The sequence below is a fragment of the Achromobacter sp. CSND-B12 genome (genome assembly GCF_052906545.1).
In genome coordinates this window covers 439,528-465,851 of the sequence record NZ_JBREGJ010000001.1, presented here as the reverse complement: position 1 = coordinate 465,851, position 26,324 = coordinate 439,528, and the positions used below count along the sequence as shown (strand labels likewise).

Below are 26,324 nucleotides of genomic sequence, written 5' to 3'. Positions count from 1 at the left end.
CCAGGAGACGAAACCATGAAGCGCATCCGGATAGGCAGCGGTTTATCGAAGTTGCTGGCCCCCTTGGGCGTGGCATTGGCGCTGGCCGCGGCGCCGGCGGCCCAGGCCGAGGAGGACCTGGTGCTGGGCGGTTCGATCCCGCTGAGCGGCGTGTTCGCGTTCGCCGGGCAGGGCATCCATGCCGGCATCACCGACTACGTCAAGATCGTCAATGACCAGGGCGGCGTCAAGGGCCGCAAGCTGCGCTACGTGCCGGAGGACACCGCCTACAAGGTGGACGCGTCGGTGGCGGCCTTCAAGAAGATCACCAGCCAGAACAAGGTCAATTTCTACTACGGTGATTCGACCGGGTTTTCCAAGACCATCAATGCCGAGCTCAACCGTTCGGGCAACATCCTCATGACGGGCGCGTCGTTCGCCACCGAGCTGAACGACCCGGCCAAGTATCCGGCGCAGTTCATGCTGGGGCCGGACTACACGGAGATGTTCGGCATTCTGTTGCGCTACATCGCCAAGGAAAAGCCGGGCGCCAAGGTGGCGTTCGTGTATTCGGATACCGAGTTCGGCCGCGACCCGATCGCCAGTTCGCGCGCGGTGGCGCAGAAGCTGGGGCTGACGGTGGCCACCGAGATCATGACGCCGCCGGGCAGCGTCGACGTGTCGACCGAGGTCATCAAGCTGCGCCGCGCCGATCCGGACTTCACCATTTTCCACGGCTACGTGCTGGCGCCGATTCCCGAGTTCGTCGGGCAGGGCAAGCGCATGGGGTTGAAGACGCGCTACATGGGCACGTTCTGGACCATGGACAACTCCACCGTGATGCAGATGGGCGAGGACGCCGAGGGCTTCATGGGCGTGATGCCATACCGCTATTACTACGACGAGACGGCGGACGCGCCGATGCTCAAGAAGATCCGAGAGATGCGGCCGCAATACCAGAGCACCGGCTACATGCAGGGCTTCCTTGCCGCGATGCTGTTCACCGAGGTGGCCAAGCGCACGCTGGAGGCGGGCAAGGAGCTGACCAGCGCCAACATGAAGGCGGCGCTGGAGGGCATCAAGGACTTCGACACCGGCGGGCTGATCGGCGTGCCGATCAGCATCAAGGGCAATTCGATTCCGGTGGGCCGTATCTATCGCGCCGATACCAAGCAGAAGCAGATGGTGCCGGCTTCCGACTGGATCGTGCTGCAGTGAGGCGCCCGTGAACCCCGGACACGCTGCGTCGCCGGCCACGGTGCTGGACATCAACAACATCGAGGTGGTCTACAACAAGGCGGTGCAGGTGCTGCGCGGCCTGTCGCTGTCGGTGCCGGCCGGCGCCATCGTGGCCCTGCTGGGCAGCAACGGCGCCGGCAAGTCGACGACGTTGAAGGCGGTGTCGCGCCTGCTCGACCTGGAGGATGGCGAGCTGGCGCGCGGGCGCATCCTGTTCGACGGCGGCGACACCGCGGGGGCGCGGCCGCAGAACCTGGTGCGCGCCGGGCTGGCGCATGTGATGGAAGGACGGCGCGTGTTCGAGGACCTGTCGGTCGAGGAGAACCTGGTGGCCGCGACCTACGCGCTCAGCGGCAGGTCCGGCGCCAAGGCCGATTTCGACCTAGTGTACGGATATTTTCCGCGGCTGTACGAACGCCGCCGCGGCCTGGCGGGCTATCTTTCCGGCGGTGAGCAGCAGATGCTGGCGATCGGGCGGGCGCTGATCGCGCAGCCCAAGCTGATGCTGCTGGACGAGCCGTCGCTGGGGCTGTCGCCGATGCTGGTGGAAACCATTTTTTCCATCATCGCGCGCATCAACCGCGAGCAGGGCGTGTCGATGCTGTTGGTCGAGCAGAACGCCTCGGTGGCGCTGGCGGTGGCGCATTACGGCTACATCATGGAGACCGGCAAGGTGGTGATCGACGGCACGGCCGAAAAGCTGGCGGCCGACCCCGACGTGCGCGAGTTCTACCTGGGCATGGGCGGATCGGGCGAGGCGCGCGGCTTTCGCGACATCAAGCACTACAAGCGCCGCAAGCGCTGGCTGTCATGAACGGGCCGCTCGAATTCGCCCGCGCGCCTGGGGCCTGGCCGGCGCTGACGCTGCCGCAGATGCTGCGCGAGCAGGCGCGCCGGCAGCCGGACGCCGTCGCGGTGCGGCAGAAGGATTTCGGTATCTGGCGGCCGATGTCTTGGGCGGAGTACTGGCGCCGCGCCTGCCGTGTCGGGCTGGGCTTGCGGGCGGCCGGCCTGTCGCGCGGCGGGCGCGTGGCCATCGTTGCCGAGAACCGGCTGGAATGGCTGTTGACGCAGCTGGGCGCGGGCGCCGTCGGGGGCGTGGCGGTAGGGGTATACGCCACCAGCCCGGCCGAGGAAATGGGCTATGTGCTGGAGCATGCCGACGTCGAATTGGTGGTGTGCGAGGACCAGGAGCAGACCGACAAGGTGCTGCAGGTGGCGCACCGGCTGCCGCTGTTGCGGCGCATCGTGGTGATGGAGACCAAGGGCCTGCGTTCCTACGCGCCGGCCGAACGCGCCCGCATCGTCGCCTTCGCCGAGCTGGAGGCCGACGGCCAGCGGCAGGAGGCGGAAGGGTTGCAGGCGTTGAACGAGGTGCTGGACACGCAGGGGCTGGACGACCTGGGCCTGATGATCTACACCTCGGGTTCGACCGGCAAGCCCAAGGGCGCGATGCTCAGCTACCGCAACATGCGCGGCGTGGCGCCCGGCATTGCCGAGCGGCTGGGCATGGAGGCGCGCAGCGTGCATCTGTCGTACCTGCCGCTGTGCCACGTGGCCGAGCAGATGCTGTCGACCTTCGTGCCGATCTACCTGGGGGCGCAGGTCAATTTCGGCGAGTCGATCCGCACGGTGCAGGAGGATTTGCGCGAAGTGGCGCCGACCGTGTTCCTGGGCGTGCCGCGCATCTGGGAAAAGCTGCACGCGTCCATCTCGATCAAGATGCAGGAAACGGGGCGATTGCAGCAATGGCTGTACCGGCGCGCGTTGGCCGCGTGCGCGCCGTTCGCGCACAAGTCGGCGCGCCAGCGCGGCATGCGCGAGCGGATGACCTATGCGCTGTGGTACTGGCTGGTGTTGCGCGCCTTGCAGAATTTCATCGGCCTGCGGCGGGTACGGGTGGCGATGACCGGGGCGGCGCCGATCGCGCCCGAGGTGGTGCGCTACTTCCGCAATCTCGGCGTGCCGCTGGTGGAGGTATACGGCCTGACCGAGTCGACCGGCATGATCTTCGGCCAGCATCCGGACCGCGTGCAGGCGGGCACGGTGGGCGAGCCTATCCTGGGCGTGGATTGGCGCCTGGGCGAGCAGGGCGAATTGCAGGTGCGCGGCGAGATGGTGTTCGCCGGCTATTACAAGAACGAAACCGCCACCGCCCAGACCGTGCGCGACGGCTGGCTGCATACCGGCGACGTGGCCGAGGTTCGCGAGGGCCAGTTGCGCATCGTGGACCGCTTGAAGGACATCATGATCACCGCCGGCGGCAAGAACCTGACGCCGTCGGAGATCGAGAACGCGGTCAAGAGCAGCCCCTATGTGAAGGAATGCGTGATCGTGGCGGACGGCCGGCGCTATGTGGCGGCGCTGATCCAGCTGGAGTTCGAGACCGTGGGCAAGTGGGCCGAATCGCGCCGCATCGCCTTCACCCATTTCCGCTCGTTGGCCGAGTGCGCCGAGGTGCGCGAATTGGTGGCCGGCGAGGTGGCGCGCGCCAACGCGGGCCTGGCGCCGGTGGCGCAGATCAAGCGCTTCCATCTGCTGACCAAAGAGCTGGACCATGACGATGGCGAGGTGACCGCGACCATGAAGGTGCGCCGCGCCAGCATTTACCGCAGCTACGCGGACGAGATAGAACGGCTCTACGCCGAGGAGGCGCCAGCATGAACGAAGCGGTGATCGTGGAGGCGGTGCGCACGCCGTTCGGGCGGCGCGGCGGCTGGTGGGCCGACAAGCGGCCCGATGACCTGCTGGCCGAGGTGATCCAGGGCCTGCTGGCGCGCGCCGGTCTGCCGGGCGGCCAGGTGGACGATGTGATCGCCGGTTGCGTCAGCCAGGCGGGCGAGCAGGGCGCCAACATCGGCCGGCTGTCGGCCCTGCTGGCCGGCCTGCCGGAGACGGTGCCGGGCGTGGCCCTGAACCGCATGTGCGGTTCGAGCCAGCAGGCGGTGCATGCGGCGGCCCAGGCCATTGCCGCCGGCGATATGCGCTACGTGGTCGCCGGCGGCGTCGAGAGCATGAGCCGCGTGCCGATGTTCCTGGACGTGACCTTGGGCCAGCGCGAGTTCCGCGGCTTCGAGTCGCTCAATCCCGGACTGTTGCAGCGCTATCCGCTGATCCACCAGATCGAGAGCGCCGAACGCATCGCCGAGCAGTGGCAGCTGGGGCGCGCGGAACTGGATGCCTGGTCGATGCAGAGCCATGCGCGCGCCTGGGCGGCGGCCAGCGCCGGCCGCCACAGCGAATTGCTGCCGGGCCCGGCCGGGACGCCGGCGCGCGACGAGGGCATCCGCGAGCATGCCGACCCCGCCAAGATGGCCGCGCTGGCGCCTGCCCTGCGCCCGCCGGGGCAGGGCAACGTGACGGCGGCGCAGTCGAGCCAGCTGGCCGATGGCGCGGCGGCGGTGTTGCTGGCCGACCGCCAGGCCGCGCTGGCGGATGGGCTGCGGCCGCAGGCGCGCTTTCGCGCGCGGGTGGCGATCGGCTCGGATCCGGTGTTGCAGCTGACCGGCGTGATCGCCGCCACCGAGCGCGCCCTGGAGCGGGCCGGCCTGCGCCTGCGGGACATCGACTGGATCGAGATCAACGAGGCCTTTGCCAGCGTGGTGCTGGCCTGGTTGAAGACGCTGGATGCGGATCCGGCCAAGGTCAACCCATGGGGCGGCGCCATTGCCCACGGCCATCCGCTGGGCGCCACGGGCGCGGCGCTGATGGCCAAGATGCTGGCGGGGCTGCGCGCCAGCGGCGGCCAGTTCGGCCTGCAGGTTATGTGCATCGGGCACGGCATGGCGACGGCGACCATCGTCGAACGGCTATGAACCGATCCGGCAAGGCCGCGGCGCAGGCGGCCCCGCAGGGCCACGAGGACGGCGCGGAATCGCTGCGCCGCGCCGAAGTGATCCTGACGGCGGCCCGGCTGTTTCGCAAGCACGGCTACGAACGCACCACCGTGCGCGAACTGGCGCGCGCCGTGGGCCTGCAGTCGGGCAGCCTGTTCCATCATTTCCGCAGCAAGGAGGAAATCCTGGTGGCGGTGATGAACAACGGTATCCAGGAGGTGCTGGACGAAGGTCGCCAGGCGCTGGATCGTTACCGGACGCCGGCCGACCGGCTGGCGGCGCTGTTCCGCGTGCACATGTGGAGCATGCTGCATGGCGCCGGCGGCGATGCGATGAACGCGCTGGTCTACGAATGGCGCAGCCTGTCCGCGTCGAGCCAAGCCAGCGTCAAGGCGCTGAGCGACCGCTACGAGGCCATGTGGCAGGACGCGGTGGCGGCGGCGGTGGCCGCCGGCGTGCTGCGGGGCGATGCGCGCGTGATCAAGCGCTGCGTGCTGGGGGCGATGAACCTGACGGTGCAGTGGTACAAGCCGGAAGGCCGGTTGCGGCCGGCGGCGTTCATCGATGAGATGTTGCGGGCCAGCCTGCCGGCGCTGCCGGAGGGAGCGGGGCGCTGGCCGGTGGCCTAGGGCCGTCCCGTTGCGCAGGCTACGCCGCGCCCGGCCAGTAGTGGCTGTCCGGCAGCGCGCGGGCGCCAAAGATGGCCTGGCCGACGCGCACGACGGTGGCGCCTTCCTCGATGGCGATCTCGAAGTCGCCGGACATGCCCATCGACAGTTCATCCAGGCTGATGCCCGCCGGGGCATCCTGGCGCAGGCGGTCGCGCAGGCCGCGCAGCAGCACGAAGCACTGACGCACCCGCTCGGCCTCGCTGGAGAACAATGCCAGCGTCATGAAGCCGCGCACCCGCAATGAGGAAAACGCCGGCAGCGCCTGGATGAAGGCGGCGACATCGTCGGGCGCCAGGCCGTATTTGCTGGGCTCGCCGGAGGTGTTGACCTGCACGTAGACATCCAGCGCGCGGCCTTCGGCCTGCAGGCGGCGATCCAGCGCTTCGGCCAGGCGCAGGCTGTCCAGCGCCTGGAATTCGCTGGCGAACTGCGCCATCAGCTTGGCCTTGTTGGTCTGCAGGTGGCCGATCACCGACCAGCGCAGGTCGGGCAGGTCCGCGGTGTTCTGCCATTTGCGGTGGGCTTCCTGGATCTTGTTTTCGCCCAGCAGGCGGCAGCCCGCGGCATGGGCCAGCCGGATGCGCGATTCGTCCATGGTCTTGCTGACCGGCAGCAGCCGCACGCCGGCCGGGTCCCGGCCGACGCGCCGGCAGGCGGCGTCCATGCGCGCGTGGATGACGGCCAGGTTGTGGCGGAAGTCCTCGACGCTCAGCGCCTGCGGATAGCGGCCGTGCTGGTCGTGGCGGGTCTGCGTGTCGGCGCCGCCAGGCGCGGCCTGGGCGGGATCGGTCGGGAGCGTCATCATTTCACCATTTCCTTGCCGGTGGCTTGGGGGCGCGGCAGATCAGTGTAGCGGGGCGGGCGCAGGCGTCGCGGCAGGCGGCCATTGAGCGCGGCATGGGCGAGCAGGCCGATCACCAGGCCCCAGAAGGCGCCGCCGATGCCGAACAGCTTGATGTTGGCCGCGGCCGCCAGGAAGGTGATCAGCGAGGCCTCGCGTGTTTTTGGATCGGCCAGGGCGCCGGCCAGGCTGCCGCCGATGGTGCCCAGCAGCGCCAGGCCCGCCAGGGTGGTGATGAAGGTGGCGGGCAGGGCCATGAACAGGGCGGCCAGCGTCACGCCGAACACGCCGACCAGGATGTAGAACAGGCCCGCGGCGATGCCGGCGATCCAGCGCTTGGACGGATCGTCATGGGCTTCGCGGCCGGTGCAGATGGCGGCGGTGATCGCGGCCACGTTGAAGGCATGCGAGCCGAACGGCGCCATCAGCAGCGAGCCCAGGCCGGTGAGGGTGACGATGGGGTTGGCGCTGGTCTTGAAGCCGTCGTTGCGCAGCACCAGCATGCCCGGCATGTACTGCCCGGTCAGCGTGATCAGGAACAGCGGCAGCGCCACGCTCAGCAGGCCATTGAGCGAGAATGCGGGCGCGGTGAAGACCGGCGTGGCGAATTCCAGCCGCAGACCCGACAGGTCGACCCGGTCCTGCAACAACAGCAGGGCCAGCCCCGACACCAGGATGCCGACCACGGCGTAGCGCGCGGTATAGCGCTTGAGGGCGACGTAGGCCAGGATCAGCCAGCCCGTCAGCAACGGGTCCAGCGACATGCCGCCAAACGCGCCGATGCCGAACGGCAGCAGGATGCCGGCCAACAGGCCGGCGGCCACGCCGGGCGGGATCAGGCGGATGGCCTTGTCGAAGCAGCCGGACAGCCCGAGCGCGACGAACGCGGCGGCCGAGATCAGGTAGGCGCCGATGGCTTCGGCGTAGGGCGTGGTGGCGAGCGCCGTGACCAGGAAGGCCGCGGCGGGCGTGGACCACGCGGTGATAATGGGTTCGCGCGCGGCCCAGCTCAGCAGGATGCCGGTGACGCCGACGCCGATGGACACCGACCAGACCCAGGAGGCGGTCAGCGCTGGACTGAGGCCGGCGACCTTGGCGGCCTGGAACACCAGAATGAAGGTGCCGCCATAGTTGACGATGACCGAGATCAGGCCGGCGACGACGGGATGGAGGAGATCGCGCGCAAGCAGAGGGGAAGCGCTGGGGGAAGACATGGGCGAGACAGGTTGGAAGGGTTGAGGGGCAAGCCACTTTGTAACGCCGTATTGGACTGTCTGGACCGTACACTTTGACTGGTCTGGCCGGACCACTTTATTGCTCCCGGCGCGCTCGCCGGCGACTAGAATGGTCGGTCGTCATTGACGCTTTCATCGCCCTTGGGCAGACCGCATGAGCAAGACTTTCACGCTTGAGACACTGAAGATCCGCATGGGCGACGCGGACCTGGCGCCGCTCGACCTGCACCAGCGGATCCAGCGCGCGTTGCGCGCGCTGGTGCTGGACGGCGACCTGGATCCCGGCGTGAAGCTGCCCGCCACCCGCGCGCTGGCGCAGTCGCTCGGCGTGGCGCGCGACACGGTCGAAAACGCCTACGTGCAGTTGCAGCGCGATGGGTTCATCGCGCGGCGCAAGGGCTCGGGCAGCTATGTATCGGAAACCATCGGCACCGAACTGCGCGGTTCGGCGCGGCGTCGCGCGCTATCGCGGGAGCGCCGGCCGGCGTCGGCGCAATCGATCGCGCCGGCGGCCGGCCTGAGCCGGCGTGGCCGGGCGATCTTCGACAGCGGCGGCGTGGCCGACCAGCAATCGGTCCAGGCCTTCGCCACGGGGCTGCCCGAGACCCGCAGCTTTCCGCTCGCGGTCTGGGAGCGCTTGCAGCGGCAGGTACTGCGGGACCACCGCGGCCACGTGTTGCTGCATGGCGACCCGCAAGGCGCCGAGCCCCTGCGCCGCGCGATCGCCACCTACCTGAACCTGGAACGCGGCGCCAAGGTGCGCGCCGAGCAGATCGTGGTGCTGAGCAGCACGCGCCAGGCCCTGTTCCTGTGCGCGCAGTTGCTGGTGGATGCCGGCAAGCCGATCCTGCTGGAGAATCCCGGCTATTTCGGCGCGCGCAAGGCCTTCGAGTTCGCCGAGGCCCGCGTGGTGCCGGTCGACGTCGATGCGCAGGGCATCCGCACCGACCTGCTGCGCGCCGACCGCAGCGGCGCCGCGTGCGTCTACGTGACGCCTTCGCACCAGTATCCGACCGGCGCCACGCTATCGCTGGAGCGCCGGCTCGAACTGACACGCTGGGCGGCCGAGGGCGGCAGATGGATCATCGAGGACGACTACGACAGCGAATTCCACTACGACGGCCTGCCCACCGCCTGCGTGCAGGGGCTGGACAAGCACGGCCGCACGATCTACCTGGGCACGTTCAGCAAGACCCTGTACCCCGGCCTGCGGATGGGCTACATGGCCTTGCCGGAAGAACTGGTGTCGTCTTTCACCCGCGCGCGCAGCATTGTCGATGGCCATACGCCGCAGATCCTGCAGCTGACGCTGGCGCGTTTCATGGCCGACGGCCACTACAACGCCCACGTGCGCGCCATGCGCAAGCTGTATGCGGCGCGGCGCGAAGCCATGCTGGAAGCGGTCGGCCGGCACCTGGCGGGCGTGGCGCGGGCGTTGCGGCCGGAGGGGGGATTGCAGGTGCCGTGCCTGCTGGAACCGGGCTGGTCCGAAGCGGACACGATCCGCCGGGCGGCGGCGGCCGGCCTGGCGCTGCCGGGACTGGGACGCCTGTATGCCGGCACGCCCGCGTTGCAGGGCTGGCTGCTCGGCTATGCCTCGCTCAGCACGCACGAGATCGATCTTGCCATGCGGCGCCTGGCGGCGGCCCTGGGCGGGAAGTAGGGGGCGGGGGGACGCGCCGGCGCCAGAGAGGCGCGGGACCACGGGGTCCGTCGGCGCTAGGCCTTGCGCTTGAGGAAGGCGCCGACGCCGCAGGCCACCGCGATCGCCAGCAGGGCGCCGGCGATGGTCAGGAGGAAATCGGCTTCGCCATGATAGCCGCCGCCGGTCACGCCGCCGGCGACGCTGCCCATCCACAGGACCGCCGTGACCAGCGCGCCCGTGATCGACAGCGCGGTGGCCAGGCACAGGGCGATGAACAGCGGCGCGCGGCGCACGGGCGCCGCGGCGCCGTGGTAGCCGCCGCGGGCGCGACGCGGTTGCATCACCATGTAGAACAGGGCGGCAACCACCGCCGCCAGCATCAGGATCTTGAGGATCACGATGCCGACCGCGTCTTAGTCTTCACGGCGCAGGTGCGGGAAGAGGATGACGTCGCGGATGCTGGGGCTGTCGGTCAGCAGCATCACCAGACGGTCGATGCCGATGCCGCAGCCGCCCGTCGGGGGCATGCCGTATTCCAGCGCGCGGATGTAGTCGGCGTCGTAGTACATCGCTTCCTCGTCGCCGGCGTCCTTGGCCTCGACCTGCGAGCGGAAACGCTCGGCCTGATCTTCGGGATCGTTCAGCTCGGAGAAGCCGTTGGCGATCTCGCGGCCCGTCATGAACAGCTCGAAGCGCTCGGTGATGCCCTCGCGGGTATCGGAGGCACGCGCCAGCGGCGACACCTCGACCGGGTAGTCGATGATGTAGGTGGGGTTCCACAGCTTGGCTTCGGCCGTTTCCTCGAACAGCGCCAATTGCAGCGCGCCCAGGCCGGCGCGCGCCAGCACCGGGCCATCGGCATCGGCGCCCAGCTTCTTGAGTTCGGCGCGCACGAAGGCGACGTCGTCCAGTTGCGCCTGGGTGTAGCCGGGGGCGTACTTGAGGATGGCTTCGCAGATGGTCAGGCGGTCGAACGGCTTGGACAGATCCAGCTCGCGTTCCTGGTAGGTCAGCACGGCGCTGCCGGTGGCCGAGATGGCGGCCTGGCGGATCAGTTCCTCGGTGAAGTCCATCAGCCAGCGGTAGTCCGCGAAGGCCGCGTAGAACTCCATCATCGTGAATTCCGGGTTGTGGCGCGGGCTCACGCCTTCATTGCGGAAGTTGCGGTTGACTTCGAACACGCGTTCGAAGCCGCCGACGATGAGGCGCTTGAGATAGAGCTCGGGCGCGATGCGCAGGAACATTTCCATGTCCAGCGCGTTGTGGTGCGTGACGAAGGGCTTGGCCGCCGCGCCGCCCGGAATCGGGTGCAGCATGGGCGTTTCGACTTCGAGGAAGCCTGCGTTCAGCATGAACTGGCGGATGCTGCCCATGGCCTTGCTGCGCGCCTCGAAGGTGCGGCGCGTGGCGTCGGTCATGATGAGGTCGACGTAGCGCTGGCGGTAGCGCAGTTCCTGGTCGGCCACGCCGTGGAACTTGTCCGGCAGCGGGCGCAGCGACTTGGACAGCAGGCGCGCCGTGGCGGCGTGCACCGACAGTTCGCCCTTGTTGGTCTTGAAGACCGACCCTTCGACCGCGATGATGTCGCCGATGTCCCATTGCTTGAACGCGGCGTAGCTGTCTTCGCCCAGCGTGCCGCGGTCCAGGTAGATCTGGATGCGGCCGGTGCTGTCCTGCAGCGTGGCGAAGCTGGCCTTGCCCATGACGCGCTTGAGCATCATGCGGCCGGCGACCTTGACGGTGACGGGCGCGGCGGCCAGGGCTTCCTGCTCCTGGTCGTCGTACTTGTCGTGCAGGGCCGCGGCGCGGGCGTCGGGGACGAAATCGTTGGGATACGCGACCCCGGTCTCGCGCAGTTTGGCCAGCTTGGCGCGCCGTTCGGCGATCAAGCGGTTTTCATCCTGGGCGGTTGCCGGAGCGGTCGTGTGGTCGGTCATGGTCGGGGGATCAGTCGTAATTGCGGATGTCGTCGATTTCGGTGGTGCCGAAGTCGTCGCGATCCAGGTAGGCGAGGATGCGGGAGGCCACGTTGGCGGGCGAGGACAGTTTGCCGCTGGCGTGGAAGTCCTGGAACTTGGCCAGCGCCGGGAAGCTCTTGGGGTCGCTGGAACGGATGGCGGCCTGCATGTCGGTGTCGACAATGCCGGGGGCCAGCGAGACGACGCGCGCGCCGCCTTCGCCCTGTTCCTGCTTGACCACGCGCGAGTACATGTCGAGCGCGGCCTTGGTGGCGCAGTACACGCCCCAGCCGGCATTGGGATTGCGGCCGGCGCCGGACGAGATGTTGAGCACGCGGCGGTCGGCCTTGAGGTCCGCGACCGCGGCCAGGAAGCGCGCGGTCAGCAGCATCACTGCCGTCACGTTCAGGTTGAAGGCCGCGGCAATCGCCGGGCCGTCGATCAGCGCGTCGGTGCCGGACACGGGATGCACGGTGCCGGCGTTGTTGATCAGCAGATAGCGGCCGGCGTCGCGCGGCAGCGCGTCGCAGATGCGGCGCGCGGCCGCTTCCGCCGCGGCCAGGTCCGACAGGTCCACGGACAGCTGTTCAAGCTGCGCGTCCTGCGAGCGGGCGTAGGCGGCCAGCTCGGGGTCTTCGCGGCGCGCCAGGGTGATCAGGCGGGTGCCCGGTTTGGCCAGGCCGCGCGCCATGGCGGCGCCGATGCCGCGCGAGGCGCCGGTGAGAATTGCGATGGTGTCGGACATGCGTGGACCCTCGGGGGACGGTGGACGGAAGTATCGCGGAACTTACACGCCTTGCTTGAGGCTGGCCTGGATGAAGGGATCCAGGTCGCCGTCCAGCACTTTCTGCGTGTTGGAGATTTCGACGTTGGTGCGCAGGTCCTTGATGCGGCTCTGGTCCAGCACGTACGAGCGGATCTGGTGGCCCCAGCCCACGTCGGTCTTGGAGTCTTCCAGCTTTTGCTGCTCGGCCATGCGGTTGCGCATTTCCAGTTCGTACAGCTTGGACTTGAGCATCTGCATCGCTTCGGCGCGGTTGCGGTGCTGCGAGCGGTCGTTCTGGCACTGCACCACGATGCCGGTCGGGATGTGCGTCAGGCGCACCGCCGAGTCGGTCTTGTTGATGTGCTGGCCGCCCGCGCCCGAGGCGCGATAGGTGTCCACGCGCAGGTCGGCCGGGTTCACTTCGACTTCGAAGGAATCGTCGACCTCGGGGTAGACGAAGACGCTGGCGAACGAGGTGTGGCGGCCGCCCGAGGAGTCGAACGGGCTCTTGCGCACCAGGCGGTGCACGCCGGTTTCCGTGCGCAGGTAGCCGAAGGCGTATTCGCCCTCGAGCTTGATGGTGGCGGACTTGATGCCGGCGACTTCGCCCTCGGATTCTTCCAGCACTTCGGCCTTGAAGCCCTTGCGCTCGGCGTACTTGAGGTACTGGCGCAGCAGCATCGAGGCCCAGTCCTGCGCTTCCGTGCCGCCCGCGCCGGCCTGGATGTCCAGGAAGCAGTTCAGCGGATCGGCCGGGTTGGAGAACATGCGGCGGAATTCGAGGCTTTCCAGCTTTTCCTGGAAGCCGTTGGCGTCCAGCTCGATGGATTCGAGGGTGGCGTCGTCGTTGTCGGCGGCGGCCAGCTCGAACAGCTCGTTGGAGTCGGCCAGGCCCGTGCCCAGGCCGGTGAGCGTTTCCACCACGTCTTCGAGGGCTTTCTTTTCACGGCCCAGGTCCTGGGCGTGCTTGGGGTCGTTCCAGACCGCCGGGTCTTCGAGCTCGGCGTTTACGACTTGCAGGCGTTCGGCTTTGGCATCGTAGTCAAAGATACCTCCGTAGAGCCTGTTCGCGCTCCGCGTAGTCGGCGAGGCGGGCTGCGAGCTGGTTCTGACGTTCGGCTTCCATGATGATTCCTGATGACTTTTGTGCGAAACCGGACATTTTACCGTGGTTGGGGCCACCCTGTGAGCCCGGCCGCAGAATGGGAGGGACGGATCGAAGCGAAAACACACTAGGGGTTTGCACGCACAGCGGCAAGTTGTTCAGTTTTTTGTCAACTACGGGGTTCTAGGCTTGATGCGCCGGTCCATGCGTCCCCTCGGGGGCGGCGGGACCGCGCAAGCCGCCGGCAGACAGAGCCGGCCTGTCCCGTTAGAGGAGGAGACATTGATGGAACACACTATGGCCCCCGGGGTCTCGCCGGCGATCCCGGCGGCTGAGGAGGACCGGATCTATCGCAAAGTGGGGTGGCGGCTGGTGCCGCTGTTGGTCGTCTGCTACGTCGTGGCCTACCTGGACCGCGTCAACGTGGGCTTCGCCAAGCTGCAGATGCTGCAGGAACTCCAGTTCAGCGAGACGGTGTACGGCTTGGGCGCGGGGATATTCTTCATCGGCTATTTCCTGTTCGAGATCCCCAGCAACATCATCCTGCACAAGGTCGGCGCGCGGGTCTGGATCGCGCGCATCATGATCACCTGGGGCATCATCTCGGCCTGCATGATGTTCGTGACCAGCGTGCACATGTTCTATTTCCTGCGCTTCCTGCTGGGCGCGGCCGAGGCCGGGTTCTTCCCGGGCATCATCCTTTACCTGACCTACTGGTATCCCGCCGCCCGGCGCGGGCGCATCACCACCTTCTTCATGACCGCGGTGCCGATGTCCGGCCTGATCGGCGGCCCGATCTCCGGCTGGATCATGAATACCTTCCACGGCGACCACGGCCTGTCGGGCTGGCAATGGCTGTTCCTGCTCGAAGGCATCCCGTCGGTGATCATCGGCGTGTTGGTGCTGATGTACCTGGATGACCGCATCAACAAGGCCAAGTGGCTGACCGCCAATGAAAAGGCGGTGCTGATCCGCAATATCGCGGCCGAGGAGCAGCACAAGGAAGACCCGCCGATCCGCGCCGCGCTGGCGCATCCGCGCGTGTGGGCGATGGCGCTGATCTACTTCTCGTTCGTGATGGGGCTGTACGGGGTGGGGTTCTGGATGCCGACGCTGATCAAGAGCACCGGCGTGCAAAGCCCGCTGGCGATCGGCCTGCTGACGGCGGTGCCCAACCTGTTCGCGGTGATCGGCATGATCCTGATCGCGCGCAACTCCGACCGCAACCGCGAGCGCCGCTGGCACGTGGCCATCCCGGCCCTGTGCGGCGCGCTGGGGTTGCTGTTCTCGGCGATCTGGAGCGGCAACACGGTGCTGGCCATCCTGGCGCTGACGGTGGCCAACATCGGCATCTGCACGGTGCTGCCGCTGTTCTGGAGCCTGCCGACCGCGCTGCTGGGCGGCACGGCGGCGGCTGCCGGGATCGCGCTGATCAACTCCGTGGGCAACCTGGCGGGCTTCGTCAGTCCCTACCTGGTGGGCTGGCTCAAGGACATGACCGGCACCACCAATACCGGCCTGTACATGCTGTCGGCGTGCCTGGTGATTGGCGCGCTGGTGGCGTTGGCGCAACCGGCCAGGCTGGTCAACAAGTAGCCGCGCGCGCCCGGGGCCGGCAAGCGACACGGGCGCATCCTCGCGGATGCGCCCGTTTTTATTCGGTATCGGCGAGAAGGCCTTTTGCCGCCGGGCCGCCCCAAGGCAAAAGCGCCCCCTCGGGGGGCAGCTAGCCCGCGCAGCGGGCGCGGCGTGGGGGCAACCTTTTGCCGCCGGGCCGCCCCAAGGCAAAAGCGCCCCCTCGGGGGGCAGCTAGCCCGCGCAGCGGGCGCGGCGTGGGGGCAACCTTTTGCCGCCGGGCCGCCCCAAGGCAAAAGCGCCCCCTCGGGGGGCAGCTAGCCCGCGCAGCGGGCGCGGCGTGGGGGCAACCTTTAGCCGCCGGGCCGCCCCAAGGCAAAAGCGCCCCCTCGGGGGGCAGCTAGCCCGCGCAGCGGGCGCGGCGTGGGGGCAACATCATGCGGCGTGTTCGATTACCAGCTGCACCGACACCATCCCGTTCCACACATTCTGCTCCAGCCGGTAGGCCGCCTGGATGCGTTCGGGCAGCGACTGGTCGTGGCCGAACCAGATGGCGTCGAAGCGCTGCTGGCCGCGTTCGAGCGACAGTTTCAGGTGCTTCTCGCCGACCAGGCGCTGGTTGCGCACCACGAACTCGTCCAGGAACAGCGGCGCGGCGAAACCCGCGCCCCAGACCTGTTGCTGCAACAGGCCGGCAACCTCGGCATTGGCGTAGCCGGATTCCAGCGAGCCATCGGTCTCGATGACCGGCTCGAAGCTGTCGCGACCGGTCAGTTCGCGCACGGCCGCGTCGAAGGCGGGGGCGAAGGCCGGGAAGTCATTGCGGCCCAGCGTCAGGCCGGCCGCCATGGCGTGGCCGCCGAACTTGCGGATCAGGTTGGGGTGGCGCTTGGACACCAGGTCGAGCACGTCGCGCAGGTGCACGTCGGGAATCGAACGGCCCGAGCCGCGGATTTCGTCGTCGCCGGCCGGGGCGAAGGCCAGGGTGGGGCGCCAGAATTTCTCTTTCAGGCGCGAGGCCACCAGGCCCACCACGCCCTGGTGCCAGCCCGGGTCGAACACGCAGACCGTGGCGCCGGGCGCGGCATCGGGCGCTTCCATGGCGGCCAGCGCCTGTTCGCGCATCTCGGCCTCGATGCTGCGGCGTTCGCGGTTGATGTTGTCCAGTTCTCGCGCCATTTCCAGCGCCTGGGCCTCGTCGTCGGTGGTCAGGCAGGCGATGCCCAGGCTCATGTCGGCCAGCCGGCCGGCGGCGTTGATGCGCGGGCCCAGCGCGAAGCCCAGGTCGAAGCCGTTGGCGCTGCGCGGCTCGCGCCCGGCCACGGCGAACAGGGCGCGCAGCCCGGGTTGCAGGCGGCCGCTGCGCATGCGTTGCAGCCCCTGGGTCACCAGCAGGCGGTTGTTGGCGTCCAGCTTGACCACGTCGGCCACCGTGCCCAGCGCCACCAGGTCGGACAGCGCGTCCAGGCGCGGCCCGCCATCGGGGGCGTAGACGCCGCGGCGGCGCAGCTCGGCGCGCAGCGCCAGCATCATGTAGAAGATGACGCCGACGCCCGCCAGGTTCTTGGACGGGAAGCCGCAGCCCGGCTGGTTCGGATTGACGATGGCCAGGGCGTCCGGCAGCGTGTCGCCGGGCAGGTGGTGGTCGGTGATGACCACGCCGATGCCGGCGGCGTTGGCCGCGGCCACGCCGTCGACGCTGGCGATGCCGTTGTCCACGGTGATGATGATGTCGGGCTTGCCGGCGCGATGGCGGCAGGCCAGCTCGACCACGGCGGGCGACAGGCCGTAGCCGGTCTCGAAGCGGTTGGGCACCAGGAAGTCGACGTCGGCGCCCATGGCCGACAGCGCGCGCAGGCCGACCGCGCAGGCGGTGGCGCCGTCGCAGTCATAGTCGGCCACGATCAGCAGCTTCTTGCCGGCCTGGATGGCGTCGGCCAGCACGCCGGCGGCGTGGGTCGAATGGGTCAGGCCGGCCGGCGGCAGCAACGAGGGCCAGGCCAGCCTGGTCTGGTCGGGATGGACGACGCCGCGCGCGGCCCACAGGCGCGCCAGCAGGGGATGGATGCCCGAGGCTTCCAGGACATGGCAGGCGGCGAGGTCGGCGCGGCGGACGGTTAAGCGGGGTGAGACCACCAGGCGCTCCAGTTTTTCTTGGGCGCGGGCAGCAAGCCGAGCAGGCCCCCGCGCGGTTTCAGGGTGAGGGTGGCGCTGCGATCGTCGCCCAGCAGCAGCAGTTCGGCGGGCGCGTCCGGCAGGCCCTTGGGACCGGCCAGCGCTTGCAGGCGCCGGTCGAGCGCGGCCAGGGCGTCGAGCCAGGCGGCCCAGTCGCCGGCGCGCTGAGCAGCGTCCAGCTCGGTCATGACCTGTTCCGGGCCGGCCGGGCGCATGGTCCAGGGCGTGCCGCCGCCATACAGCCAGAGGGCGTTGACCGGCGGCAGGCCGCGCCCGGCGCGGGCTTCGTTGGCCGGGTGCTCGTGCCACGACATCTGGATCTCATTGAGCAGGCGGCGCCATGGCCGGGTTTCGGCATCCTGGCGCCACCAGTCGTTCAGGCGCTGGCCGGCCACCGCCAGGGGGCTGGCGGTCTGCGGCCGCAGGCCGTCCGGCAGGCGCAGGCGCCAGCGGGAGGCCGACAGCGCCTGGACCGCGAAGCCGGTGTCTTCGAACAGGGGGCGGGCGGTGTCCAGCAGCGCGGCGGTTTCGTCGTCGCGCAGTTCCATCAGGGCGGGATCGAGCAGGGTGGCCTGGTCGGTGCCCAGGGCCAGGTGGACCAGTTCGGCCAGCCAGACAGGGCCGTCTGCGGGCTGTCCGGCGGCCAGCAGCGGACCCAGTCCGGCGCCCGGCAGCAGGCCGGCCTCGGGCGTGTAGCCCGCCCGGCGCAGTTGCCAGGCTTCGAACGCGGTGCAGCCCTGGGTGCGGATATCGTGGGCCTGGACCCGGGCGCTGCCGGCCTGCAGCCAGCGGTGCAGGGTGGGCGCGCGCTGGGGCAGCAGTTTGGCCAGTTCCGCGGCGACGGGAAGGGCGGGCAAGGCGCCCGGGATGACGATCAGCATGGGCAGGATTGTAGACGCAGGCCGGCATGGGAACTAAGCCCGGCCCCGACTGCCATAGCTTGTCACGGCTTGTCTTGCCTTCCCGCATTCCGGGGACGGTTTTGCGGCCGGTTAATGCCATAATGCGCTCGTGCTGAAAATACCCTACGAACTCTGGATCGGCGCCCGCTATGCCGGGTTGGCCCGGATCCGCCAGCGACGCGGCCGCCGCGATCGCTTCATCTCTTTCATCGCGGCCAGTTCCATGGCCGGCATCGCGCTGGGCGTCGCCGCCCTGATCGTGGTGCTGTCGGTCATGAACGGCTTCCAGAAAGAGGTCCGTGACCGCATGCTGTCGGTGCTGCCGCACATCGAACTCTACATTCCCGGCGCCGCGCCCGAGCGCGTGCTGGAACAATGGCAGCAGTTCGCCGATGCCGCCAAACGCAATCCCGAGGTCAAGGCCGGCGCGCCGTTCGTGGCCGCGCAAGGCATGCTGGTGCGCGGCCAGGCGCTGCGCGGGGTGCAGGTGCGCGGCATCGACCCGGCCACCGAAGGCAACGTTTCCGACCTGCCGCGGCAGATGGTGGCGGGCAAGCTGGCCGACCTGAAACCGGGCGGCTTCGGCGTGGTGCTGGGCAACGAGCTGGCCGACGGCATGGGTGTGAAGGTGGGCGATACGCTGCTGATGCTGGCGCCGCAGGGCTCGATCAGCCCGGCGGGCTTCGCGCCGCGCATGCGCCAGTTCACCGTGGTGGGCGTGTTCTCTTCGGGCCACTACGAATATGATTCCTCGCTGGCCTTCGTCGACAACGAAGACGCCGCCAAGGTGTTCCGCGACAGCGGCACCGCCGGCGTGCGCCTGCGCATCGCCGACATGCAGAAGGCCCCCGAAGTCGCGGCCGAGCTGCGCAACGTGCTGCCGCCGTACGTCATGGCCAGCGACTGGTCGCGCAACAACCGCACCTGGTTCGCCGCCGTGCAGACCGAAAAGCGCATGATGTTCCTGATCCTGGCGCTGATCGTCGCGGTGGCCGCGTTCAACCTGCTGTCGTCGCTGGTGATGGCGGTCAAGGACAAGCAGTCGGACATCGCCATCCTGCGCACGTTGGGCGCCGGACCGGGCGAAGTGGCCCGCATCTTCCTGGTGCAGGGCGCGCTGATCGGTGTCATCGGCACGCTGCTGGGCGTGGCCGGCGGCATCCTCATCGCCTACAACGTCGACGTGATCGTGCCGTTCATCGAGCGCCTGCTGGGCGTGCACTTCCTGCCGCGCGAAATCTATTTCATCAGCGCCTTGCCGTCCGACCCGCAGGTGGGCGACATCGTGACCATCGGCGTGACCTCCCTGGTGCTGTCGCTGCTGGCGACCTTGTATCCCAGCTGGCGCGCCTCGCGCCTGCAACCCGCACAGGTGCTGCGCCATGATTGATTCCCTGTCCCCGGCACTGCAGGCCGACGATCTCGTCAAGATCTACGACGAGGGTCCGGCCCGCATCGAGGTGCTGAGCAACGTCAGCCTGAGCGTGGCGCGCGGCGAGATGGTCGCCATTGTCGGCGCGTCCGGCTCCGGCAAGAGCACCCTGCTGCACATCCTGGGCCTGCTGGACGTGCCCACCAGCGGCTCGGTCGCGGTCGATGGACAACTGGCCGTCGGCCTTTCCGAAGCGAAGAAGAGCCAGGTGCGCAACCGCAGCCTGGGCTTCGTCTACCAGTTCCACCATCTGTTGCCGGAATTCTCGGCGCTGGACAACGTGGCCATGCCGCTGATCGTGCGGCGCGAGAATCGCGACAAGGCCCGCGCGGCGGCGCGCGAGGTGCTGGGCCTGGTAGGCCTGGCGGCGCGCGAAGGCCACTTCCCCGGCCAGCTGTCGGGCGGCGAGCGCCAGCGCGTGGCGCTGGCGCGCGCGCTGGTGACGCGACCGGTCTGCGTGCTGGCCGATGAGCCCACCGGCAACCTCGACCGCCACACCGCCCACAACATGTTCGAGCTGCTGACCCGCGTCAACCGCGAGTCGGGCACGGCGTTTGCGATCGTCACCCACGATCCCGAGCTGGCGGCGCGCGCCGATCGCCAGCTGCTGATGGAAAACGGCCGGCTGGTCTCGGGCTGAGGCCTGCCCGCGGGCCGGGCGGCGCGATGATTGAGCAGGAAACCGGGGCAAGGAGGCCGCGCCCATGCTGATCGACACCCATTGCCACCTGGATGCCGCCGAGTTCGATGCCGACCGCCCCGAGGTGGCCGCGCACGCGCTCGACTCCGGCGTGCAGGCCATTGTCATTCCCGCCATCGAACGCGCCAATTTTGCCGTCGTGCGGGACCTTGCCGCGCAGGTCGCGGGCGGCGCCTATGCGCTGGGCATCCATCCCCTTTACGTGCAGCGCGCCGATGACGCCGACCTGGACGCCTTGCGCGAGGCCATCCGGCAAGCGCTGGGCGATCCGCGCTTCGTGGCCATCGGCGAGATCGGGCTGGATTTCTTCGTGCCTGAAATCGCTTCGGGCGAGCCGCGCGCGCGCCAGGAGCGTTTCTACGCCGCCCAGTTGGCCATGGCGGCGGAATTCAAGCTGCCGGTGCTGCTGCACGTGCGCAAGTCGCAGGACATCCTGCTCAAGTACCTGCGGCGCCACGACCGTATCGGCGGCATCGCGCACGCCTTCAACGGCAGCGCGCAGCAGGCCCAGGCCTTTGTCGAACAGGGCTTCGCGCTGGGGCTGGGCGGCGCCATGACCTACGAGCGGGCGCTGCAGATCCGCCGCCACGCCACCGACGTCGACCTGCGCCACCTGGTGCTGGAGACCGACGCGCCGGACATCCCGCCGGCCTGGCTGCACCCGCCGCGGCGGCGCAACCGGCCGGGCGAGCTGGCGCGCATTGCCCAGGTGCTGGCCGAACTGCGCGGGATCACGCCGGCGCAGGTGGCGCAGGCGACCACGGCCAATGCCTTGCGGGTATTGCCGCGGCTGTCGGCGGCGATCCTGGCGGACGACTGAGACCGGGCGCCCGATGCCCGATGACGGCGCGGCGCCGCCATCGGGACACAGCTCAGGCCGCCACGCGCGGCAGTTCGATGCGTACGCTCAGGCCATGCGGCGCGACGTTGCGCGCCGAGATCCGACCCTTGTGCGCCGCGACGGCGGCGCGCGCAATGCTCAGGCCCAGGCCGGCGCCGCCGGCAGGCGCGCCGGCGGCCGGGGCGCCCTGGTAGAACGGTTCGAACAGATACGCCAGTTCCTTTTCCGGAACGCCGGGGCCGTTGTCCTCGATTTCCAGGCAGGCCTCGCCGGCGTCTACCAGCAGGCGCGCCTGGATCGCGCCGCCCGCCGGGGCGAAGCGCAGGGCGTTGCGCAGCACGTTTTCGATGGCGCTGGCCAGGCTGTCGCGGTCGGCCGCGATGCGCAGCGGCGCCGGGCGGTGCCAGGCGATGGCAATGCGGCGTTCGCCGGCCTCGAAGCGCGCGTCCTGCACCACCTCGTCGACCACCTCGGCCAGGTCCAAGGTCGCGGTAGGCTGGGGCAGGGCGCCGATGCGCGCCAGCCGCAAGGTGCTGCCCACCAGCGTATCCAGCCGTTCGCATTCCCGCTCGATGCGGTCCAGCTGCAGGTCCTGGCGTTCGTCCTTGCGGCGCGCCAGTTCGACGCCCAGGCGCATCCGCGCCAGCGGCGAGCGCAATTCATGGGCGATGTTGCGCAGCAGCTGCTCGCGCGTATCGACCAGCGCCTGCAGGCGGCCCGCCATGGCGTCGAAGTCGCGCGCCAGCAGGCCCAGTTCGTCCTTGCGCAGCGGCAGCGCCGCCGGCGTGCGGGTATCGAGCCGGCCGGCGGCCAGCGAGCGGGCCGCGCCTCGCAGTTGCTCCAGCGGCGCGGCCACGTGGCGGGTCAGGGCCCAGCAGAAGGGCGCCGTGACCGCCAGTGCGAACAGCAGCAGCCCCAGCGTGACCGGCGTCAGGCCCAGCACCTCCCAGTGCGAGGAGTCGAACGGCAGGAACAGCATCAGCAGTTCGCTGTGATCCGGCAACACCAGCAACTGTGGATCCCACCACGATACGCGCAGCGCGTCCGGGTCGGCGGGCACGTCGATGGCGGCGATCAGGCCGTGATCGGGCGAGGCGCGGAAGGCGGCCAGCCAATCGTCCAGGCGGGTCGGCAGGCGCCGTTCGAGGATGTCGCGGTCCTGCGTGTCGACGATGTAGATCTTGAGCGCCGAATAGCGCGCGTCCATGGCTCCGACCCAGCGCCGCAGGCCCTCGGCGCCTTCGCGGCGCGCGATCTGGGCGGCATCGCGCGTCAGGTTGCCGGGGTTCAGGCCGTCGAGCGAATCGACGCGGTACCAGGCGACCGCCGCGGTCAGCATCATGCCGCAGACCATGATGACGGCCATCGCGCCCCAGAAGGTCAGGAAGGCGCGCCAGAAGAGGGAGCGGACCGGCAGCCAGCGCATCAGGCCGCGCCGGCCAGCACGTAGCCCAGTCCGCGCAGGTTGCGGATGGCGGGGGCGTCGCCGGCCTGGTCCAGCTGCAGCTTCCTGCGCAGGCTGCTGATGTGGGTGTCGATGCTGCGGTCGTAGCGGTCGGCGGCGCGGCCCAGCGCATACAGGCTGATCTGCTCGCGCGGCACCACCTGGCCCGGGGTGCGCATCAGGACTTCGAGGATGCGTTGCTCGGCGCCGGTCAGCAGGACTTCCTGGGCGCCCAGGCGGGCGCGGCCGCTGGCGGCATCCAGCGACAGCGCGCCCACGCTCAGTTCGGGCGGGGCGGGTTCGGGCTTTTCCTCGAAGCGGCGCAGCACCGCGCCGATGCGGGCCTTGAGCTCACGCGGGCCGAAGGGCTTGGTCAGGTAGTCGTCGGCGCCCAGTTCGAGTCCCAGCACGCGATCGGTTTCGCCGCCGTGGGCGGTGAACATGATGACGGGACGGCGCGAATGGCGGCGCAGATGGCGCAGCAGATCGAGGCCGTTGCCGTCGGGAAGCATCAGGTCGAGCAGCACCAGATCGAAGCATTCCTGCATTGCAAGCGGCAGACCTTGGGCGCTGTTGTGCGCCAGCGTCAGTTCGATGTGGGTGGGCTCTAGGTACTCGCGCAGCATCAATGCCAGGTCGACGTCGTCGTCGATCAACAGGATGCGGCGCGTTGCCATGGGGGTGGGTATGGACATGCGCTTGGGTTCTGTTGCCACGGCAGCATAGCGGGTCGCCGGCGGCCGAAGTGTCAAGAAGTGCGAAGAAAGTAAAAGTTGCGGAAAGCGTGTTGCAGCTCACGGATGGGCTCAATTCTAATATGAGAATAGTTTTCATTAAAAATTGAAGCGGAGCGGGCTGCGCGTGGGGCGCGGCGCCGTCCGGGACGGGAGAGTCTGAAATCATGAGCAGCAACGATCTGGCCGCGCGCCGCGCATTCGGCCCGCGTACCCGCCTGGCTGTCGCCCTGTGCGCCACCGGCCTTGCCACCGGTCATCCGGCCTGGGCGCAATCGGCCGCGTCGGCCGACCCCAAGACGCTGGATACCGTGGTGGTCACGGCCAGCGGCTACGAGCAGCAGATCCAGGACGCGCCGGCCTCGATCAGCGTGATCACGCGCCAGGATCTGGAAAAGAAGTTCTACCGCGACGTCACCGACGCGCTGGTCGAAGTGCCGGGCGTGGTGGTCACGGGCGGCGGCGACCGCCAGGACATCAGCCTGCGCGGCATGGGCCCGAAGTACACGCTGATCCTGATCGACGGCAAGCGCCAGAATTCGCGCGAAACCCGCACCAACTCCGATTCCGGCGGCGTCGAAGGCGGCTGGACGCCGCCGATCTCGGCCATCGAGCGCATCGAGGTGGTGCGCGGGCCGATGTCGTCGCTGTATGGTTCCGACGCCATGGGCGGGGTGATCAACATCATCACCCGCAAGGTGCCCAACGAGTGGGGCGGTGAAATCCGCATGGACACCACCATCCAGGAAAGCAGCAAGTCCGGCGACATCTACCAGGGCAATTTCTACCTGGCGGGCCCGATCAAGAACGACCTGCTGGGCCTGCAGATCTACGGCCAGGCGACCCAGCGCGACGAAGACAGGATCATCGACGGCTACCGCAAGCGCAATGCCACCAACATCACGGCCAAGCTGGCGCTCACGCCCAACCGCGATCACGACATCGTGCTGGAAGCCACTTCCAGCCGCCAGAAGTACGAGAACACGCTGGGCAAGACCGTCGCGCCGCTGGCTCCCGGCGTGGCGTGCCCGCGCAACGGCTGCCCGGCCTCGTCGGAAACCGATTACCGCAGCAACAAATGGGCGTTGTCGCATACCGGCCGCTGGGGTTGGGCCGTGTCCGACAGCTACGTGCAGCAGGAAGAGTTCGACAACCGCTCGCGCCAGATGAAGATCAAGAACCTGGACCTGCAGACCAGCTGGACGCTGCCGCTCGGTTCGCACATGCTGACGCTGGGCGGCACCTACCTGACGCAGCGCCTGACCGATCAGACCGGCAACCAATTGGCCGGCGGCCCCAGCAAGGTGGAACGCTACCAGTGGGCGCTGTTCGCCGAGGACGAATGGCGCCTGGCCGAGAGCTTCGCGCTGACCGGCGGCCTGCGCATGGACCAGGACGAGAACTTCGGCAGCCATTTCAGCCCGCGCCTGTATGGCGTGTGGCATATGGCCGAACGCTGGACCCTGAAGGGCGGCGTGTCCACCGGGTTCCGCGCGCCCGACCTGCGCCAGACCGTGGCCGGCTGGGGCCAGGTCAGCCGCGGCGGCAACATGTACGGCAACCCCGACCTGACGCCCGAGAAGTCGGTGACCCAGGAACTCGGCCTGCTGTATGACGACGGCGAGGGCTTCAATGCCGGCCTGACCCTGTTCAACAACAACTTCAAGGACAAGATCACCCGCGTCGCGTGCCCGCTGTCGCAGTGCACCGATGGCCCCAACCAGTTCGGCTCCAACCCCACCACCTACATGAACGTGGACAAGGCGGTGTCGCGCGGCGTCGAGGCCAACCTGAAGCTGCCGCTGGGCCGTGACTGGTCGCTGACCAGCAGCTACACCTTCACCAAGTCGGAACAGAAGTCCGGCCAGTACCAGGGCCAGCCGCTGAACCAGCTGCCCAAGCACCTGTTCACCACCACGGTCAACTGGCAGGCTTCCGACGCGCTCGAAGCGTGGGCGCGCCTGAATTACCGCGGCAAGGAAAGCCAGCCGATCACTGGCCCGTCCTCGACCTCGCTGGTGGCGCCGTCGTACACCTTCGTCGACCTGGGCGGCTCGTATGCCGTGAACAAGAAGGTGTCGGTCTACGCCGGCATCTACAACCTGTTCGACAAGCAGGTCGGCTACGACGACTACGGCTACGTCGAAGACGGCCGCCGCTACTGGCTGGGCGTGGGCGTGAAGTTCTGAGCCCGCAGGCAACACCAGGGAACCGCCGCCGACAGGCGGCCTTCCCGCTACATGAAGAGGCAAGCATGACGATGAATCAAGCACAAGCAGGACGCGCCGGCCGCTGGCTGGCGCGCGCCACCGCGGCCCTGGCCCTGGGCGCGGCCAGCGCTTTGAGCGTGGCCCAGACCATGCCGGTCAAGCATGCGCGCGGCGAGACCGCCGTGCCGTCCAACCCGGCCAAGACCGTGGTGCTGGACCTGGCGGTGCTCGACACGCTGCATGCGCTGGGTGTCGACGTGACCGGCGTGCCCAGCGCCGCCAAGCTGCCGCCGCAGCTGGCGCAGTATGCCGACAAGCGCTACCTGAAGGTCGGCAGCATGTTCGAGCCCAACTACGAAGTGATCCACGCGGCTCAGCCGCAGGTCATCTTCGTGGCCGGGCGCTCGGCGCCCAAGTACGACGAGCTGGCCAAGCTGGCGCCCACGGTCGACCTGACGGTCAACGCCAAGGACCTGGTCGGCAGCGTCACGCGCAACACGGAAACGCTGGCCGCCATCTACGGCAAGCAGGCCGTGGCCAAGGAAAAGCTCGACGCCCTGCGCGCCTCGATCGCGGCGCTGCATGGCCAGGCGGCCAAGGCCGGCAACGCGCTGATCGTGCTGACCACCGGCGGCAAGATGAGCGCCTACGGCCCCGGCTCGCGTTTCGGCGTGATCCACGACGCCTTCGGCTTTGCGCCGGCCGCCAAGGACCTGAACGTGTCGAACCACGGCCAGGCGATCTCGTTCGAGTTCATCGCCCAGACCGATCCCGACTGGCTGTTCGTGATCGATCGCGACGCCGCCATCGGCCGCGAAGGCACCTCGGCCCAGCGCATGCTGGACAACGACCTGATCCGTCCGACCAAGGCCTGGCAGCAGCAGCGCGTGGTCTACCTGAACGGCTACAACTGGTACCTGCTGGGCAGTGCCGGCCTGAGCGCCATGCAGCAGAACGTGGACGATATCGCCCGCGCGCTGTCTGCCGCCAAGCCCGCGGTCAAGTAAGCGCAAGGCGGGCATGACGGAGTCGAAGT

At 68.8% G+C, this 26,324-nt stretch carries 22 protein-coding genes; 12 read left to right on the top strand and 10 right to left on the bottom strand.

What is annotated here, in order from left to right:
• Positions 1-15: 15 nt before the first annotated feature.
• Genes ACUTAG_RS02055 through ACUTAG_RS02035 form a run of 5 tightly spaced genes read left to right on the top strand, consistent with a single transcriptional unit; the run spans position 16 to position 5,683 of the window.
• Positions 16-1,197 (top strand): ABC transporter substrate-binding protein, encoded by a 1,182-nt coding sequence (locus tag ACUTAG_RS02055; RefSeq protein ID WP_006386155.1) that lies wholly within the window; start codon positions 16-18, stop codon positions 1,195-1,197.
• A gap of 40 nt (positions 1,198-1,237) precedes the next feature.
• Positions 1,238-2,032, top strand: a complete 795-nt coding sequence (locus ACUTAG_RS02050) for an ABC transporter ATP-binding protein (protein WP_035182370.1) — start codon at positions 1,238-1,240, stop codon at positions 2,030-2,032.
• On the top strand, positions 2,029-3,882 hold the full coding sequence (locus ACUTAG_RS02045) for an AMP-dependent synthetase/ligase (protein ID WP_054514911.1): 1,854 nt from the start codon (positions 2,029-2,031) through the stop codon (positions 3,880-3,882). Before ACUTAG_RS02050 ends, ACUTAG_RS02045 begins: the two co-directional genes overlap by 4 nt.
• Entirely contained in the window at positions 3,879-5,033 is a 1,155-nt protein-coding gene (locus tag ACUTAG_RS02040; RefSeq protein ID WP_038503902.1) for a thiolase family protein, read from the top strand. Before ACUTAG_RS02045 ends, ACUTAG_RS02040 begins: the two co-directional genes overlap by 4 nt.
• A complete protein-coding gene (locus tag ACUTAG_RS02035; protein WP_006386150.1) occupies positions 5,030-5,683 on the top strand; it encodes a TetR/AcrR family transcriptional regulator in 654 nt (217 codons plus the stop codon). The genes ACUTAG_RS02040 and ACUTAG_RS02035 overlap by 4 nt, the downstream gene beginning before the upstream one ends.
• Before the next feature lie 19 nt (positions 5,684-5,702).
• On the opposite strand, the gene ACUTAG_RS02030 is transcribed toward ACUTAG_RS02035, so the two are convergent.
• Entirely contained in the window at positions 5,703-6,530 is an 828-nt protein-coding gene (locus ACUTAG_RS02030) for a YggS family pyridoxal phosphate-dependent enzyme (protein WP_006386149.1), read from the bottom strand.
• Positions 6,527-7,780 (bottom strand): benzoate/H(+) symporter BenE family transporter, encoded by a 1,254-nt coding sequence (locus ACUTAG_RS02025; protein WP_024069428.1) that lies wholly within the window; start codon positions 7,778-7,780, stop codon positions 6,527-6,529. The genes ACUTAG_RS02030 and ACUTAG_RS02025 overlap by 4 nt, the downstream gene beginning before the upstream one ends.
• A gap of 175 nt (positions 7,781-7,955) precedes the next feature.
• On the opposite strand from ACUTAG_RS02025, the gene pdxR reads away from it, so the two are divergent.
• Entirely contained in the window at positions 7,956-9,464 is a 1,509-nt protein-coding gene (gene pdxR, locus ACUTAG_RS02020) for a MocR-like pyridoxine biosynthesis transcription factor PdxR (RefSeq protein ID WP_054498723.1), read from the top strand.
• Positions 9,465-9,520: 56 nt separating this feature from the next.
• Here pdxR and ACUTAG_RS02015 read toward each other — a convergent pair whose 3' ends face one another.
• The 4 genes from ACUTAG_RS02015 to prfB form a co-directional block, all read right to left on the bottom strand.
• Entirely contained in the window at positions 9,521-9,844 is a 324-nt protein-coding gene (locus ACUTAG_RS02015) for a hypothetical protein (RefSeq protein WP_020928310.1), read from the bottom strand.
• 15 nt (positions 9,845-9,859) lie between these two features.
• Positions 9,860-11,383, bottom strand: a complete 1,524-nt coding sequence (gene lysS, locus ACUTAG_RS02010) for a lysine--tRNA ligase (RefSeq protein ID WP_006386145.1) — start codon at positions 11,381-11,383, stop codon at positions 9,860-9,862.
• 10 nt (positions 11,384-11,393) lie between these two features.
• The gene (locus ACUTAG_RS02005; RefSeq protein WP_054443669.1) at positions 11,394-12,149 is read right to left on the bottom strand and encodes an SDR family oxidoreductase; all 756 of its coding nucleotides are present in this window, start codon (positions 12,147-12,149) and stop codon (positions 11,394-11,396) included.
• Between the two features lie 42 nt (positions 12,150-12,191).
• A protein-coding gene (prfB, locus tag ACUTAG_RS02000) for a peptide chain release factor 2 (RefSeq protein ID WP_102949866.1) occupies positions 12,192-13,296 on the bottom strand; the annotation gives its coding sequence in 2 pieces (ribosomal slippage) (positions 12,192-13,214 and positions 13,216-13,296; 1,104 coding nt in all).
• Positions 13,297-13,560: 264 nt separating this feature from the next.
• On the opposite strand from prfB, the gene ACUTAG_RS01995 reads away from it, so the two are divergent.
• Positions 13,561-14,871: an MFS transporter gene (locus ACUTAG_RS01995; protein ID WP_006386142.1), complete on the top strand. Its 1,311-nt coding sequence runs from the start codon at positions 13,561-13,563 to the stop codon at positions 14,869-14,871.
• A 414-nt stretch (positions 14,872-15,285) separates the two neighbouring features.
• Here the strand turns inward: ACUTAG_RS01995 and recJ are convergent, their stop codons facing one another.
• Both recJ and ACUTAG_RS01985 read right to left on the bottom strand, forming a co-directional pair.
• Positions 15,286-16,986, bottom strand: a complete 1,701-nt coding sequence (recJ, locus tag ACUTAG_RS01990) for a single-stranded-DNA-specific exonuclease RecJ (RefSeq protein WP_006386141.1) — start codon at positions 16,984-16,986, stop codon at positions 15,286-15,288.
• The gene (locus ACUTAG_RS01985) at positions 16,968-17,906 is read right to left on the bottom strand and encodes a hypothetical protein (RefSeq protein WP_054445147.1); all 939 of its coding nucleotides are present in this window, start codon (positions 17,904-17,906) and stop codon (positions 16,968-16,970) included. Before ACUTAG_RS01985 ends, recJ begins: the two co-directional genes overlap by 19 nt.
• Before the next feature lie 178 nt (positions 17,907-18,084).
• Here ACUTAG_RS01985 and ACUTAG_RS01980 point away from each other — a divergent pair, with 178 nt between their 5' ends.
• From ACUTAG_RS01980 to ACUTAG_RS01970, 3 genes are all read left to right on the top strand, one after another.
• Entirely contained in the window at positions 18,085-19,317 is a 1,233-nt protein-coding gene (locus ACUTAG_RS01980; RefSeq protein WP_240295075.1) for a lipoprotein-releasing ABC transporter permease subunit, read from the top strand.
• Positions 19,310-19,999: an ABC transporter ATP-binding protein gene (locus ACUTAG_RS01975; protein WP_006384955.1), complete on the top strand. Its 690-nt coding sequence runs from the start codon at positions 19,310-19,312 to the stop codon at positions 19,997-19,999. Before ACUTAG_RS01980 ends, ACUTAG_RS01975 begins: the two co-directional genes overlap by 8 nt.
• Positions 20,000-20,063: 64 nt before the next feature.
• Positions 20,064-20,879 (top strand): TatD family hydrolase, encoded by an 816-nt coding sequence (locus tag ACUTAG_RS01970; RefSeq protein WP_020928303.1) that lies wholly within the window; start codon positions 20,064-20,066, stop codon positions 20,877-20,879.
• 52 nt (positions 20,880-20,931) lie between these two features.
• On the opposite strand, the gene ACUTAG_RS01965 is transcribed toward ACUTAG_RS01970, so the two are convergent.
• Both ACUTAG_RS01965 and ACUTAG_RS01960 read right to left on the bottom strand, forming a co-directional pair.
• Positions 20,932-22,326 carry a sensor histidine kinase gene (locus tag ACUTAG_RS01965; RefSeq protein ID WP_148318037.1) on the bottom strand — a complete coding sequence of 465 codons (1,395 nt, stop codon included), beginning with the start codon at positions 22,324-22,326 and terminating at the stop codon, positions 20,932-20,934.
• Complete coding sequence (locus ACUTAG_RS01960) at positions 22,326-23,021, bottom strand: response regulator transcription factor (protein WP_020928301.1); 696 nt, start codon at positions 23,019-23,021, stop codon at positions 22,326-22,328. The genes ACUTAG_RS01965 and ACUTAG_RS01960 overlap by 1 nt, the downstream gene beginning before the upstream one ends.
• A gap of 224 nt (positions 23,022-23,245) precedes the next feature.
• On the opposite strand from ACUTAG_RS01960, the gene ACUTAG_RS01955 reads away from it, so the two are divergent.
• Both ACUTAG_RS01955 and ACUTAG_RS01950 read left to right on the top strand, forming a co-directional pair.
• The gene (locus tag ACUTAG_RS01955) at positions 23,246-25,267 is read left to right on the top strand and encodes a ligand-gated channel protein (protein WP_054445145.1); all 2,022 of its coding nucleotides are present in this window, start codon (positions 23,246-23,248) and stop codon (positions 25,265-25,267) included.
• Positions 25,268-25,332: 65 nt separating this feature from the next.
• On the top strand, positions 25,333-26,295 hold the full coding sequence (locus ACUTAG_RS01950; RefSeq protein WP_054514916.1) for a siderophore ABC transporter substrate-binding protein: 963 nt from the start codon (positions 25,333-25,335) through the stop codon (positions 26,293-26,295).
• Positions 26,296-26,324: the final 29 nt, after the last annotated feature.

Bases quoted from the DNA above. Each gene is read 5' to 3' on its own strand.
- ACUTAG_RS01985 (WP_054445147.1), bottom strand. From the start codon at position 17,906: ATGCTGATCGTCATCCCGGGCGCCTTGCCCGCCCTTCCCGTCGCCGCG.
- ACUTAG_RS01955 (WP_054445145.1), top strand. From the start codon at position 23,246: ATGAGCAGCAACGATCTGGCCGCGCGCCGCGCATTCGGCCCGCGTACC.
- ACUTAG_RS02030 (WP_006386149.1), bottom strand. From the start codon at position 6,530: ATGATGACGCTCCCGACCGATCCCGCCCAGGCCGCGCCTGGCGGCGCC.
- ACUTAG_RS01950 (WP_054514916.1), top strand. From the start codon at position 25,333: ATGACGATGAATCAAGCACAAGCAGGACGCGCCGGCCGCTGGCTGGCG.
- ACUTAG_RS02045 (WP_054514911.1), top strand. From the start codon at position 2,029: ATGAACGGGCCGCTCGAATTCGCCCGCGCGCCTGGGGCCTGGCCGGCG.
- ACUTAG_RS01960 (WP_020928301.1), bottom strand. From the start codon at position 23,021: ATGGCAACGCGCCGCATCCTGTTGATCGACGACGACGTCGACCTGGCA.
- pdxR (WP_054498723.1), top strand. From the start codon at position 7,956: ATGAGCAAGACTTTCACGCTTGAGACACTGAAGATCCGCATGGGCGAC.
- ACUTAG_RS02055 (WP_006386155.1), top strand. From the start codon at position 16: ATGAAGCGCATCCGGATAGGCAGCGGTTTATCGAAGTTGCTGGCCCCC.
- ACUTAG_RS01965 (WP_148318037.1), bottom strand. From the start codon at position 22,326: ATGCGCTGGCTGCCGGTCCGCTCCCTCTTCTGGCGCGCCTTCCTGACC.
- ACUTAG_RS01995 (WP_006386142.1), top strand. From the start codon at position 13,561: ATGGAACACACTATGGCCCCCGGGGTCTCGCCGGCGATCCCGGCGGCT.
- ACUTAG_RS02035 (WP_006386150.1), top strand. From the start codon at position 5,030: ATGAACCGATCCGGCAAGGCCGCGGCGCAGGCGGCCCCGCAGGGCCAC.
- lysS (WP_006386145.1), bottom strand. From the start codon at position 11,383: ATGACCGACCACACGACCGCTCCGGCAACCGCCCAGGATGAAAACCGC.
- ACUTAG_RS02005 (WP_054443669.1), bottom strand. From the start codon at position 12,149: ATGTCCGACACCATCGCAATTCTCACCGGCGCCTCGCGCGGCATCGGC.
- ACUTAG_RS02040 (WP_038503902.1), top strand. From the start codon at position 3,879: ATGAACGAAGCGGTGATCGTGGAGGCGGTGCGCACGCCGTTCGGGCGG.
- ACUTAG_RS01975 (WP_006384955.1), top strand. From the start codon at position 19,310: ATGATTGATTCCCTGTCCCCGGCACTGCAGGCCGACGATCTCGTCAAG.
- ACUTAG_RS01970 (WP_020928303.1), top strand. From the start codon at position 20,064: ATGCTGATCGACACCCATTGCCACCTGGATGCCGCCGAGTTCGATGCC.
- ACUTAG_RS02025 (WP_024069428.1), bottom strand. From the start codon at position 7,780: ATGTCTTCCCCCAGCGCTTCCCCTCTGCTTGCGCGCGATCTCCTCCAT.